Consider the following 13,681-nt stretch of genomic DNA (forward strand, 5'->3'; position numbering starts at 1 on the left):
ATAAAGGAATGAGAACGACTTCAGTGCGTAACAAAAAAAATAAAGGGTAGGTGAAAAGATGTCAATCAAACGGGCCGCTGCTATTGTCGGCGTTGGAGATGTTGAACTTGAGAAAGGAAAAGTAAAACACGGTCATTCGGTTTTACAAATACAGGCGATTGCTGCAAAAAGAGCATTAGAGGATGCCGGATTATCAAAGGATGATGTCGATGGGATTTTTGTTGCCGGACTTTGGGGATTACCTGGCATCGGTTCCTTTCCATCTGTTGTGGTATCTGAATACTTAGGGATTCAACCGAAGTATACCGATTCCACTCAAATAGGCGGATCAGCCTTTGAAGCCCATGTCGGCCATGCGGCTGCAGCCATTCAATCAGGATTATGTGAAGTAGCTTTAATCCTCTATGGAAGTACGCAGCGTTCTGAAAAATCCCGTACATTGGCTGGACGACCGCCAGTCTTAACGGCCCAATACGAAACTCCATATGGATTGCCGTCGCCTGCAGGTGCTTACGCTATGGCAGCCCATCGCCATATGCACCAATATGGGACAAGGCCTGAACAATTGGCGGAAATTGCAGTAGCTACCAGAAAATGGGCGCAATTAAATCCACACGCTACGATGCGTGATCATTTAACGATTGAAGATGTTTTAACTTCGCCAATGATCTGTGACCCATTACATTTACTAGATTGCTGTTTAGTTACGGATGGAGCGGGTGCGATTGTTTTGGTCTCAGCTGAACGGGCCAAAGACTGCCGAAAAAAACCGGTATGGGTTCTAGGACAAGGAGAGTCTCACAGCCATTGGTCCATTCAAGCAATGCCGGATTTAACAGTAACTTCAGCGGCTGTCTCAGGAAAGAGAGCATTTGAGATGGCAGGAGTCACTCATGATGAAATTGATGTTGTTCAAATCTATGATTCTTTCACGATTACCGTTTTACTTACACTAGAGTCTCTAGGTTTTTGTAAATCTGGAGAGGGAGGGGATTTTGTTTCGAATCAGCGGACAGCTCCAGGCGGGGATTTTCCTTTGAACACAAATGGCGGGGGGCTTTCCTATGCTCACCCTGGAATGTACGGAATCTTCTTGTTAATTGAAGCTGTGCGACAGTTGAGAGAAGAGGCGGGAGAGAGGCAAGTGAAAAATTCAAAAATTTCTCTTGTGGCGGGAACAGGCGGAACGCTTTCCTCTACATCCGTGGTTATTTTAGGGAGGGATTAAAAATGATAGAAAAACCGCTGCCTATACCTGATGGAGACTCTGATGTATTTTGGCAAGGGTGTAAAGAGCATAAACTATTGATTCAAAAATGTGAGGACTGCTCCAGCTACATTTTTTATCCACGGGTTTTATGTCCAAATTGTTTTTCTGAAAAAGTCGAATGGGTGCAATCCTCTGGAGTTGGAAAGGTTTATTCCTTTACCATAGCAAGGCGCCCAGGGGGCCCGGCATTTAAAGATGAAGTTCCGTACGTTGTCGCATTGATCGAATTAGAAGAAGGGGTTCGTATGCTTAGTAATATCATTGATGTAGATGTAGATAAAGTAGACTGTGATATGCCGGTTGAAGTGGTCTTTCAAGTAGAAGGAGATTTTACATTACCGAAATTTAAACCAAGAGCTATCTAACATGAACACTAGGGGAACATCAAATATTGATGCTCCTCTAGCCTTAAACCAAGAAGGCATGGAATCCATAACGGAAATAGTTTTGGTTTAAAGCGAAAACTATTCTAATAGTTTAAAAACCTCATCTGTTAAGATCCTTTCACAATGTTTCAACTTTGCAAACACTATGAGGAATTCCTATCAAAACGATCAATATCTCCTTTTTTCATTAGATGGATATATGTTAACGAAAAATACTGAATTTTATAAAATTTCATTGACGAAAATAAATTTTATATATAAAATAAATTTGGTAGAAATATGAAAACGGTTTCCTACCTGAAAAAGTAATGATGTAACATCTTTTTCAGGTAGGAAGGCTTTAAATGAAGGGGGATTATGGATGTTGAAAAAACCGCTAAAATTCTTAATGGCTATCTTTTTACTCTCCATTTTATTGGTGGGCTGCAGCAGTAATGGATCACTGAAAAGCAGCGGAACTGAGAAAAAACCAGCTTCAAACAAAGGTTCTTCTACAGCTTCTAGTGCTGTCTCACTTCCCAAACAAATGACATGGAGCGTATACGATGTTGGATCCGGTGGATACGCAGAAATGTCAGCAATTGCAAACACATTGACTAGTAAATATGGAACACAAATTAGGATGCTTCCATCCGCCAGCGGGGTAGGACGAATGCTGCCATTAAAGAGTAATCAAGCTTCTATTGGAAAATTGGGTGATGAAATTCAATTTTCTTTTGAAGCAATGGAAGAATTTGCGAAACCCGATTGGGGTCCTCAAGATGTAAGGGCCATTTGGGCACCAATTAGTCAATTTGGGTTTGCGGTTCGAAAAGATTCAGATATTAAATCGATTGCAGATTTAAAAGGAAAGAGGGTTCCTAGAATTACTGGTAATTCCTCCGTTAATATTAAAAACGAAGCAATATTAGCCTTTGCCGGTCTCACATGGGATGATGTAAAACCGGTTGATATTACTTCCTATGCAGGACAAGGTGATGCGCTGCTACAAGGGCAAATCGACGTAGCCGGAATTAATCCAACCGCTTCCACCATGTTTGAAGCAGACAGTAAGGGCGGAATTCACTGGCTTGAAATGGATCCTAATGACAAGGAAGGCTGGGCACGTGTAGAAAAGACGGCATCATGGCTGTTCCCATATACAATGGATAACGGTGCTGGTATGAAAGGCGCAACAAACGTCATGGGTCATGGATATCTTATCGGCGGTTATGCCAGCCAGGATGCAGATACTGTTTATCAGTTATTAAAAGCCATGGATGAAAACTTTAATGACTATCAAAAGGCGATACCAAACTTGGCCCTATATTCTAAAGATAAAGTGTTGACAGAGCCACGCGGTATCCCATTCCACGAGGGGACGATTAAGTTCTTAAAAGAAAAAGGTTTGTGGAGTGATGAAAAACAAGCGAAAAATGATGCATTGGCCGAAAGATATAAGAAACTAAAAACTGCCTGGAATAAGGTAGTCGATGAATCTAAAAAGGAAGGCATTTCTAATGATAAGTTTCCAGCCTATTGGTTAGAGAAAAAGGCGGAACTTATAAAATAAGTTTCTATATAAAAAAGAAAGTCAGCCGATGAAAGCTGGCTGACATTCTTTTTTATCAAGATCTCAGCAATGGAGAGACTGTCAAAAATTCGATAATAATAAGATTGGGGGATCTCGCTTGAAAACAGAAAGGCTTAATTTTTTTTGGAAAGTAGTCGTGGCAGTTTCCACTGTTATTGGTGTTTTTCTTTCTATTAATATGTTGTTTTATATCCATTTGTTTGGAATTAACCCCATCCAGAATGCTTACCTCATCTATTTGCTAGGCTGTTTTATGCCGATTTCATTTTTAATTTTCCCTGCCAAGAAAACTCAAACATCCGTCAAATGGTATGATGTTGTCTTTTTTGCTGTTTCGGTCATAATTACTGTTTACCTTGGTTTACAAGGAAAGCGTATCATCGAAGAAGGCTGGGATTGGAACGCTCCAACCATTCCTACATATTTCAGTATTGTGTTATGGGCCTTATTACTTGAAGCACTTCGTCGAACTGCAGGCCTAGTCTTATCCCTTATTTGCTTGGTGATTTCCCTTTATCCCCTCGTTGCTTCCAATGTACCTATCAGTCTATTACAGGGGCAATCCTATGACTTTTTAACATTAGCTAGAAACCATATTTTAAGTTCCAATAGCGTCTTTGGGATTGCTTATACTACGATCGGAAACTTGCTTCTTGGTTTTCTTGTGTTTGGCGTAGTGATCACTCGAACCGGCGGCGGAGATTTCTTCTTTAACCTGGCCCTATCTCTATTCGGGAGAACCCGAGGTGGCTCAGCAAAGGTAGCCGTTGTTGGAAGTGCTTTTTTTGGTATGTTAAGCGGAAGTGCTGTTTCAAATGCAGTAACTATTGGTGCTATGACGATTCCGGCAATGAAAAAGTCTGGTTATAAACCGTACTATGCAGCTGCGATTGAAGCAACTGCCTCGACAGGCGGAACCATTACCCCGCCGATTATGGGTTCGGCTGCATTTATTATGGCATCTTTTTTGGCAACACCTTACTATCATATCGCCCTTGCAGCGGCAGTGCCTGCCTTCCTTTATTACTTTGGGTTATTTATTCAGATTGATGGATATGCCGCAAAGAATCATTTAAAAGGATTGCCAAAATCAGAGGTACCATCTTTTTGGAAGACATTGAAAGATGGCTGGTATTATATCTTTGCTATTCTCATTATGATCGCCTTTTTAGGATTTTTAAATTCTGAAGGCCAGGCACCTTACTACGCAAGTGTCGCCTTACTGATCATCGCTATGATCAAAAAAGAAACACGTATGAGCAAGAAGCAACTTTTTGACATGTTGTTAGAAATTGGAAAAGTATTAGCCGATATCGTCGTGATCATTGCAGGGGTCGGTTTTATCGTCGGAGCTTTGTCAGCTACAGGAGTATCATTTTCACTTTCAAGAGAACTGGTTGCTGCAGCGGGAGACAGCACCTTCCTTATTTTAATTGGCGGAGCGCTTACTAGTTTTATTCTAGGGATGGGGATGACAGTTTCTGCCGTATATGTGTTCTTAGCAGTTATCATGGCACCGGCCTTGATAGCCGTTGGTGTGGATCCTATTGCCGCCCATTTATATGTGGTCTACTGGGCAACTGTTTCTTATATCACACCGCCTGTTGCATTAGCAGCGTTTGCCACTGCAAGTATCGCTGGTGCCAGTCCGATGAAAACAGGTTTTCAGGCGGTGCAGCTCGGCTCTGTAAAGTTCATAGTGCCTTTCTTTATGATTTACAACCCGGCCATCTTAATTGGACGCGGCGAGCCTTTAGAGACAGTTCTTAGCATAGTTCTGTCAATTATAGGGATATTTATGATTGCTTCATCCCTCGAAGGATACCTTTTAGGAGCAGGAGCGTTAAAAATTGTAGAACGGTTATTGTTATTTGCTGGAGGGTTATTGATGTTTTTCATGAATCTATATTTGCTGATTATCGGACTCGTTGTCTTGGGATTAATCTATCTCTTTAAAAATAAAGTTTCACTAAATGTCAACAAGGAAAAAGGACAGGAGGTTTAAAATATGTCAAAAATAAATGCGATTGACCGCTTTTTGAATCCCCAATCGATCGCGATTGTTGGAGTATCGAAGGACTTCACCTCTATAAGTGGTAAACCAATAAAAAACTTAATTCATCACAATTATAAGGGGAAAATTTATCCTGTTAATCCAAAATATGATGAAATTGAGGAAATTCCTTGTTATCCAAGCCTATTAGATATTCCCGGAGAGGTTGATGTAGCCTTAATTGCAGTTGCCTCCAAACGGATGCTGCAAATTCTGGAAGAATGTAAAACGAAAAAAATCCACCATTTAGTTCTATTCGGCTCTGGTTTTGCTGAGGTTGGTGAGGAAGGAAGAAAGCTGCAAGAGCAAGTTTTGAAAAAAGCTAAGGAAGCGGGGATTCACATACTGGGTCCGAATTGCGTAGGCTTATTAAACGTTAAAAAGTCAATCCCTATGGGTTTTGCCACCTCTTTTGAAACAGAAAAAGGATTCCAACCGGGCAATGTTGGTTTTGCCTCCCAAAGTGGTGCGATCGGATTTTCCTTATTTGGATTAGCTCAAGAGGAGAATATAGGTTTTTCTTATATCGTCAATACAGGAAACCAAATGGATATTCATTCGCTTGATTGCATCGAATATATGCTCGAGGATAAAGATACACAAGTCGTGGCTGGTTATCTTGAGGGCATACCTGATGGGGAAATGCTGATTGGAATTTCCAAAACCTCTAAAAGGTTGAATAAACCAGTTATTTTATTAAAGTCTGGCCGTTCTGAAATTGGCAGGCAAGCCGCTTTATCCCATACGGCTTCCTTAACTGGATCAGAAGAAACGTTCCAAGCTATTGCCAAACAATATGGATTCATTTCCGTAAATGATGTCGATGACATGATTGATGCCATGAAGGTTTTTAGGAGAGGCAAGAAGACTGCTGGCAACCGTGTTGTCACTATATCCAATTCGGGTGCAGCAGGAATTGCCATGGCAGATTATAGCGAAGTGCTAGGATTGGAAATGGTTCGTATGTCTGCTGAAACAGCAAGAGAAATTAAAGCCATTATCCCCCCATACGGTTCAGCGCTTAATCCAATTGATGTTACTGCTCAAGCACTAAAGGAACAGCATATTTTAACGGACACACTTGAGATTCTAATTAATGACCAAGACATTGATGCCATAGTCTTTCAAACTACGTTTGGCGGCGAGCTAGGGAAGAAGATCTGTCAAAAAATAGCTGAGATTGATAAATTAACAGACAAACCGATTCTTGTCACAATCACAGGAACCAGTGAGTTGACCGGTGAAGGAAGAGCCATTCTGCAAGAAGCTGGCATTCCCGTTTTCTCTACCTCTTATAAAACAATGTTGGCTTTAAAATATTTAGTCGATTTTTCGGCATTCTGCAGGAAAGAAGATGCAGGGCTGCAAGTGCCGGAAAACCAGCCTAATGCAAAGTCTGGAGACATGTCAGGGATTTGGACAGAGGAACGTGTCAAGGAAGAGCTTTCAAAGCTGGACATCCGCGTTCCAAAGGGCACGCTCATTAAAGATCGCAGCCATTTAGAAGCAGTAGAAGAACATCTCCAATACCCGGTTGTATGTAAAGTGATTTCCCGTGATGTTCTGCATAAAACAGACGCAGGCGGTGTGAAGATTAACATTCAAAATTCTCTTCAACTAGAGAATGCCTTTGACGGAATCTTGCAATCTGTTAAACAATATGCTCCAGATGCAAAGATCGAAGGAATTCTAGCAGAGGAGATGTTTCAAGATGAAGGAATCGAAATGTTTATCGGGGTAAAACAAGATCCCCAATTTGGACCTTTAATTGTCTGCGGTCTTGGCGGAATTTTCATCGAAGTGCTAAAGGATGCTTCGATTCGCCGGGCACCAGTTAGTAAACAAGAAGCCTTTGATATGTTAAAAGAACTAAAGGGTTATCCTTTGTTAGAAGGAACCAGAGGTAAAAAGAAAAGAGACGTTTCTGCCCTGACGGAGGCCATTGTGCAGGTTTCACAGTTTGCTGCACAGCATAAGGAAAAAATTAGTGAGATGGACATAAATCCATTATGGGTGTTCGAAGATGGGAAAGGCATTGCTGCCCTAGACGGAATTATTATCTGGAAAAACGGTGTGGAATCTACTGTTTCAGCAGGAACTATTTAATCCAATAGAATAGGACAGGAGTTAAAAACATGCTAAGTTTTTCAAGAATATAAAAAATTTTGGAGGTACGTTTAACAATGGAATTTCAGACGAAAATTGGTAAATCGACCCGTGATCAAATTTTTGTTCACGGTTATGACCTAACAGAAGATTTAATCGGAAAAATTACTCTGGCTGATATGGCATTTCTCGGAGCGATGCATCGGAAACCGACAGAAAATGAATCCAAGATGCTTAACGCACTATTAGTAGCCATCTGCGAGCATGGGTATACTCCAAGCTCTATTTCAACAAGGCTAACTTATTTAGGAGCACCTGAATCTGTTCAATCAGCCGTTGCGGCAGGCTTACTTGGTGCGGGAACTGTTTATCTTGGGGCAATGGAATATGTTGCAGAAATGCTTCAGGATGCCTTTCAAAAATATGGAGAGGAAAGAGTTCTACAAGAAATCGCCTCTCTTGTCATTAATGAGAGGCAGGAAAGCGGAAAGCAGCTTCCCGGATTTGGTCATCCCGTTCATAAACCCGAAGATCCACGAACAACCCGGTTATTTGCGATCGCTGAGGAGCTGGGCTTCAATGGAAAGAACTCACAGCTTCTTAAAGAGATTCATAGACAAATTTGCGAGAAAAAAGGAAAGACGATTACCCTCAATGCTGTTGGAGCCATTGGTGCTATCATGGCCGACATGGGAATTGATTATCGGGTTGTCAAATCGTTTGCGGTTGCTGCGAGGGCTGTCGGTTTAGTCGCTCATATCGTAGAGGAAGTTGAGGTGGGAAGAAAAGAGAGTTTCGGTCAGCAATTGTTCGACTATATCGAGGAACATACGGACTATCGAGGATAATTTAAGTATTTATAGTTCATTCCGGGCAATCAGGAATGAACTAATTTTTTAGAAAAAGAGAAACAAATTTTATCTTAAAATAATCATTTATGGGAAAGAGGTTTTTATTCTTGAAGAGGAATCATTTACAAAGCCTGGAACCTAAACTGGGTGGAATGCCAGAGGCGGAGGGACTTAATTTTTTCCTTGATGATCTAAACTTAAATTTATTGATGCGTTTCTATGTTTCGGAGGATGAATATGAAAAAGTACTTCCGCTATTATCAAAAATGGGGGAAGTGGCAGGTACTGAGTTAGATGAATTATCTCGTGAAGCAGACCAAAATCCCCCGGAATTAATCTCTTACAATCGACAGGGGGAAAGGGTTGATATAATAAGATATCACCCGTCCTATCATCGACTGGAGGAAATCGGTTATGGTGAATTTGGGCTAGTAGTCATGTCCCATCGACCAGGTGTGATGGGGTGGCCGACTCCTTTTTCTAGAGTGTTAAAATATGCATTTTGGTATCTATTTGCGCAATCCGAGTTTGGACTTTGCTGCCCAATGAGTATGACCGATTCAGCGGCCCGAGTCATTGAACAATATGCAAGTCCTGAAATAAAGAACAAATACATACCTAGAATGGTCAGTACCGATACAAGTGAACTTTGGACTGGTGCACAATTCATGACAGAAAAGCAAGGCGGATCTGATGTAGGAACCAACTTGGTTACAGCTAAAAAGGCAGGTGACCATTGGGAGCTTTGGGGTGATAAATGGTTTTGTTCTAACGTATCTGCTGATGTTGCGCTGGTGTTGGCACGTCCAGAAGGAGCGAGTGCGGGTACAAAAGGTCTGGCCATGTTTTTAGTACCTAAAAAACTGGAAAACGGTGAGCGAAATCGATATCGAATCAACCGGTTAAAAGATAAGCTAGGAACAAGGGATATGGCCTCCGGAGAAGTTACTTTCGAAGGAGCGGTTGGTTATGTCATCGGAAATATAGACAGTGGCTTTAAACAAATGATGTCGATGGTCAATTCCTCCCGGCTTTCCAATGCCGTACGTTCTGCAGCCATGATGAGACGAAGTTTTACAGAGGCGCTGGTGACAGTAAGAGGAAGAAAGGCATTTGGTCAGGCCCTAATAGATTTGCCTTTAATGAGAGAGAGCCTGTTTGAACTGCTCCTTATCACGGAAGCAGCCTCATCGGCCATTTTTTACACAGCCCATGTGTTTGATCAGGCTGAGGGTAATCATGAAGAATCGAAAAAACTGCTTCGGATTTTAACCCCTCTACTTAAAGGGACTGTTTGCAAACAGGCCCGATATGTAACTGCAGAGGCAATGGAAATTCGCGGGGGCAATGGCTACATTGAAGAATGGGTAAATCCAAAGCTCGTTCGAGATGCACATGTCGGCTCCATTTGGGAAGGAACAACCAATATCGTGGCTTTGGATGTGTTAAGAGCCATTCACAAGGATGATGGAGGAAGGGCATTTATTAGTGATTTAGAAAAGCGGCTGTCAGGTTTAAAAAATGCTCATGTGCAACGTGCAGCCGAACTTTGCCGAGGGAAAATGGAAAAATTCAAAGAACAAGTAGAGCAAATTGTCCAGGGAAGATCACTTGAACAAGAAATTTCCGCGAAACGGTTTATGGTCCGTATGTACCATCTTTTTACGGCAAGCCTGCTGCTCCAAGAAGCAGAATTTCAGCTTTCGTCGAACGGCGGTTATCGAAAATTATATCTATTTATCCATTATTTTCAACGATACTTACACCTGGAGGATGATACGGGTATTTTTGATAAGAACGTAAATGAATGGCTTGACGCGATTATCGATTGGGAGAGCATTCCTGAAAATATTATCGATCCATTATTGACCGTGATGGAGAAGAATGTGAAAGTATCATCTAAAGCGCCAACTAAGTAAAAGAGTAGAGGAACCGCAATAAAAGCAAGAGATAGGATAGTTGATGCTCCGCACCCAAAAATAGGTTCTTTCAAAAAATATAATAGTCCCCATTTAAAAAGCAGCCAAAACTTCCAAGTGTTCCTAATGGGGGCTATCCCTTTTATCGGTGATTCATTTCCTTAGTCGCGCTGATGAAAAAGAAATTTTATTTGACGGAGTTGAAAAAATTGTTGGAAACCAGGTTAATGCCTAGAGCAAAAGAAAATATACATGTGAAAAGTTTACTGATCCTTGCCATGTGTTTGCTCTATATTCTTCACAATTTTACCCATTCCAATATCTTTGATTATTTTCTCACAGCCTTCACCATCGTTGTTTTTTTATCCAACCTTAAACAAGCCGAGCCTCTTCCTCGTTATTTTAGTATTTGTATGTTTATGCTTGGATTTTTTATAAATATATATAAAGGTGCAGTGATTGAGGGGACAGTGAAAGGCATACTCTCCTACCTTCCTTTATTAAGTCTTATTATTTTGGTTCCTCTGTTAACAATTCCTATAAAACTCGGCGGTTATTATCATTCCATTCAATTTTTTGTAGAGAAATTAGCTCATCAATTAAGAAAATTATTTGTCAGCATTTCGATCTTATTGTTTTGCCTAGGACCGGTATTGAATATTGGTACCATTCGAATCCTGCATGAATTGATTGGAAGTTTTAAACTAGCCCCTGAAATACTTGCAAAATCTTATTTGGTGGGGTTTTGGTTTTCATCTGTAATCTTATGGTCTCCCTATTACGCATCGGTTGCGCTAGTACTTTACCAACTAAAAGTTCCTATTTTGCATTACATACCGTTAGGTTTTACCCTTGCCATTATCCAGTTAGTCACCGGAAATTTATTATTTTGGATTTGGTTAAAACGAAGAAAAGATAGTGATGTCATCGCACGGTTTGTGACATCTAGTGATGAACAAAATATTAATGTACAACAAGGAAAAAAACATCAAAAAAATATGCTTAATCTAGCCGGACTATTTTCTCTGATTATTGGAATGACATTTCTCCTTGAATTTTTAACTAAGTGGTCAATGTTGTTTTTAGTGAGCTTAGTATCAATTACCTTTCCTGTTCTTTGGGCTGTAACAAAAGGGAAATGGAGTGATTTTACAGGACAGTTTATTATTTTTAAAAATACATCTGTTGTTAATATGAAAAATGAGATTGTTTTATTTATCAGCGCTGGCCTTTTTTCTAAAGCATTGACTGGAACAGCCGCGGCTGACAGTATTAAACTTTTCCTAGCTCATACAGCCTCCATTTCTTTTTTGCTTTTTATCCTCTTTGTCGCCGGAACGATCCTGGTCCTTACCTTTATTGGGGTTCATCAATTAGTCGTCGTTTCAGCCCTAGTCACCCAAATGGACGCGAACATGCTCGGAACACGGCCCGAGGTACTGGCATTATTGTTGATGCTATCCTGGTCTTTGTCTTCCGTATTAAGTCCAATTAATCCTATTAATTTACTTGTAAGTAGATTATTGGGGAAATCTAGCCTTTCCGTGGGGTTACGGTGGAACGGAGTATTTTTGTTAACCATGCTTATAATTGGATCAACATTTGTTTATTTGATTCATTAAAAGTAGAATTGGCTATTGTTGAATATTAGAAGTTATTAATACCAGCAGTGGCCGGATTGGGCTTGTTACAACTATAGACCATTCGAAAAGCAATTGAAGCTATTCATACCAATTCGGGAAGTAAGAAAGGACTCAGTAATTTTTACTGAATCCTTTAATAAATATGACTGTAATGAACGGATTCAAGTTGAAACATAAAGATGCCAAGAGAAGAGTGAACGTCCTTCAGTTGAATTTTATTATTTGGTTTTTCGTAAATCCAAATATTGTACGGTCTTACCATCACGATCAATCTGAACAATCAATTGGCTTTTATTAAATGTATAAATCATTTGTTCACAACTAGCACTCTCATAGCAGGTAACGGTCTTTATTTCATTTGGGTTTCCATAAGCATCGAGGATTTTGTTTTTGTCAGTGGGGATGGAAGTGGTTGTTAGAAATTCCGGATATACCTGCAGTTGTTCAATGGAATCATTGGCTGCATTAAAGTTAATACGGACCCCGGCTCCTTCGTTTTGATAATAAAGCGATCTAGTATTCTTATCATCCTCTGTTTTGGTTGGCTGACCGAATTTTTTAAGGAGCTGATTGTAAGAAGATCCTAGTGTGATTCCGTTTATATGGAGTGGCTTCTCAGATAAAAGAAAAGCATCTTTAATACCGATATCCTTTACCTTCTTTTTCATTTTCTCTGCATTGGATTTATTCGAAAAAACACCCGCTTGAACACGATATAAGTTTTTACCATTCATGACTTTTTTAACTACGATTGCATCAATTCCTTTCTTTTTCAAAAAAGCAACCCGCTTATCTGCATTCGATTTCTTGCTAAATGATCCAGCGACGACAACATATAATGGTTTGGTTTGTTCAAAATCTGGAATCATTAACTTTTGGCCAGCAATAATCTTGTTACTGGCTAGTTGGTTGTATTCCTTTAAATCTTCAACGGAAATATGGTATTTTTTCGAAATGCTATATAATGTATCTCCTTTCTTTATAACAATATAATTGTCCTTAGCGAATGTAGTCGCCTGACCAAAATAAAACATCGAACCGACCAACAATGTACAAAGGACTGCCTGCAAGAATCGTTTAAATTTTTTCATTTATTTTCACCTCATTTATACTGACGAGGGAAAGAACTTTTTGATTCTGATAAATAAGCCCAATTATTTTTGAAAAATAAAAAATGAGTACATTTTTGTGTATGGATCATTACCACAAAGTGGAAAGCTGAAGGAAGTCGTGGATTATGAATGGTTCATGAAAATTAGAAGTGTTAGGCGCGGAGTTAGTGTAAGTAGGCTGAGGACTAACTATTCCCGGTTAGTCCTCTTTAAATTTTATCAATTAACTTATTCAGCAAATCTCTGTCTTTTACTAATTCAGAAAGTGTATGTTGATTTTGTGTGACAAGTTCCATTAATTTACTGATATCCTTCGATTGTTCCAAAATAGTTCGTTCTAGTAAATCTAAATGTTCTTTTAACCCTTGTTGTGTTGAAATACTATCCTGTTCCAAATTAAGAATTTGTTCAAGTAATTCATGATTTTCCGCAGGTGTAAAAGCATCTATATGTGGGGTATAGGTAGGAGAATCAATTAACCCATGGCTTTTTTGGAACTTCCAGATACTGGCGTTTATATTAACTTCTTTGTTTACTTCAATTTCGCCTGAATCTAACCATTGATATTTCAGCATAATGACATTATTTTCTAAGAATCGATCAAGGATTTGAAATTTCCCCGAACCATTCTCATGTATGGTTCCGTTGGCAAATTTCCTGGAAGGTTTCATTCCAAATACTGGTTCACTCATTATTCTCTCTCCTTTTATATTTTACCTTCTCCTCTTATACTACATAATATTCTTAATGTTTAAGATTTCTATCGAC

10 protein-coding genes are annotated in these 13,681 nt (G+C 39.8%); 8 read left to right on the plus strand and 2 right to left on the minus strand.

Going from position 1 to position 13,681, the window contains the following annotated elements:
* Positions 1–58: 58 nt before the first annotated feature.
* The 8 genes from KHA99_RS20860 (at position 59) to KHA99_RS20895 (ending at position 11,780) form a co-directional block, all read left to right on the plus strand.
* Positions 59–1,228 carry an acetyl-CoA acetyltransferase gene (locus KHA99_RS20860; RefSeq protein ID WP_213119403.1) on the plus strand — a complete coding sequence of 390 codons (1,170 nt, stop codon included), beginning with the start codon at positions 59–61 and terminating at the stop codon, positions 1,226–1,228.
* A gap of 2 nt (positions 1,229–1,230) precedes the next feature.
* Positions 1,231–1,635, plus strand: a complete 405-nt coding sequence (locus KHA99_RS20865) for a Zn-ribbon domain-containing OB-fold protein (protein WP_213119404.1) — start codon at positions 1,231–1,233, stop codon at positions 1,633–1,635.
* 382 nt (positions 1,636–2,017) lie between these two features.
* Positions 2,018–3,208, plus strand: a complete 1,191-nt coding sequence (locus tag KHA99_RS20870; protein ID WP_213119405.1) for a TAXI family TRAP transporter solute-binding subunit — start codon at positions 2,018–2,020, stop codon at positions 3,206–3,208.
* Positions 3,209–3,326: 118 nt separating this feature from the next.
* Complete coding sequence (locus tag KHA99_RS20875) at positions 3,327–5,234, plus strand: TRAP transporter permease (RefSeq protein WP_213119406.1); 1,908 nt, start codon at positions 3,327–3,329, stop codon at positions 5,232–5,234.
* Positions 5,235–5,237: 3 nt separating this feature from the next.
* Positions 5,238–7,388 (plus strand): acetate--CoA ligase family protein, encoded by a 2,151-nt coding sequence (locus KHA99_RS20880; RefSeq protein WP_213119407.1) that lies wholly within the window; start codon positions 5,238–5,240, stop codon positions 7,386–7,388.
* A gap of 77 nt (positions 7,389–7,465) precedes the next feature.
* Positions 7,466–8,236, plus strand: coding sequence for a citryl-CoA lyase (locus tag KHA99_RS20885; RefSeq protein ID WP_213119408.1), 771 nt, complete (start codon positions 7,466–7,468; stop codon positions 8,234–8,236).
* A gap of 110 nt (positions 8,237–8,346) precedes the next feature.
* Positions 8,347–10,158: an acyl-CoA dehydrogenase family protein gene (locus tag KHA99_RS20890; protein WP_213119409.1), complete on the plus strand. Its 1,812-nt coding sequence runs from the start codon at positions 8,347–8,349 to the stop codon at positions 10,156–10,158.
* Positions 10,159–10,385: 227 nt separating this feature from the next.
* On the plus strand, positions 10,386–11,780 hold the full coding sequence (locus KHA99_RS20895) for a hypothetical protein (RefSeq protein ID WP_213119410.1): 1,395 nt from the start codon (positions 10,386–10,388) through the stop codon (positions 11,778–11,780).
* A gap of 239 nt (positions 11,781–12,019) precedes the next feature.
* Here the strand turns inward: KHA99_RS20895 and KHA99_RS20900 are convergent, their stop codons facing one another.
* Together KHA99_RS20900 and KHA99_RS20905 are read right to left on the minus strand one after the other, a co-directional pair.
* A complete protein-coding gene (locus KHA99_RS20900; protein WP_213119411.1) occupies positions 12,020–12,892 on the minus strand; it encodes a LysM peptidoglycan-binding domain-containing protein in 873 nt (290 codons plus the stop codon).
* A 230-nt stretch (positions 12,893–13,122) separates the two neighbouring features.
* Positions 13,123–13,605 carry a hypothetical protein gene (locus KHA99_RS20905; RefSeq protein ID WP_213119412.1) on the minus strand — a complete coding sequence of 161 codons (483 nt, stop codon included), beginning with the start codon at positions 13,603–13,605 and terminating at the stop codon, positions 13,123–13,125.
* Positions 13,606–13,681 lie beyond the last annotated feature (76 nt).

Source organism: Neobacillus rhizophilus (assembly GCF_018343535.1).
In the GTDB taxonomy this organism is placed as follows: domain Bacteria; phylum Bacillota; class Bacilli; order Bacillales; family Cytobacillaceae; genus Neobacillus; species Neobacillus rhizophilus.

What these genes read in the sequence shown, in the direction of transcription:
- KHA99_RS20905 (WP_213119412.1), bottom strand. Translation starts at nt 13,605, where the DNA reads ATGAGTGAACCAGTATTTGGAATGAAACCTTCCAGGAAATTTGCCAAC.
- KHA99_RS20860 (WP_213119403.1), top strand. Translation starts at nt 59, where the DNA reads ATGTCAATCAAACGGGCCGCTGCTATTGTCGGCGTTGGAGATGTTGAA.
- KHA99_RS20895 (WP_213119410.1), top strand. Translation starts at nt 10,386, where the DNA reads ATGCCTAGAGCAAAAGAAAATATACATGTGAAAAGTTTACTGATCCTT.
- KHA99_RS20880 (WP_213119407.1), top strand. Translation starts at nt 5,238, where the DNA reads ATGTCAAAAATAAATGCGATTGACCGCTTTTTGAATCCCCAATCGATC.
- KHA99_RS20885 (WP_213119408.1), top strand. Translation starts at nt 7,466, where the DNA reads ATGGAATTTCAGACGAAAATTGGTAAATCGACCCGTGATCAAATTTTT.
- KHA99_RS20900 (WP_213119411.1), bottom strand. Translation starts at nt 12,892, where the DNA reads ATGAAAAAATTTAAACGATTCTTGCAGGCAGTCCTTTGTACATTGTTG.
- KHA99_RS20865 (WP_213119404.1), top strand. Translation starts at nt 1,231, where the DNA reads ATGATAGAAAAACCGCTGCCTATACCTGATGGAGACTCTGATGTATTT.
- KHA99_RS20870 (WP_213119405.1), top strand. Translation starts at nt 2,018, where the DNA reads ATGTTGAAAAAACCGCTAAAATTCTTAATGGCTATCTTTTTACTCTCC.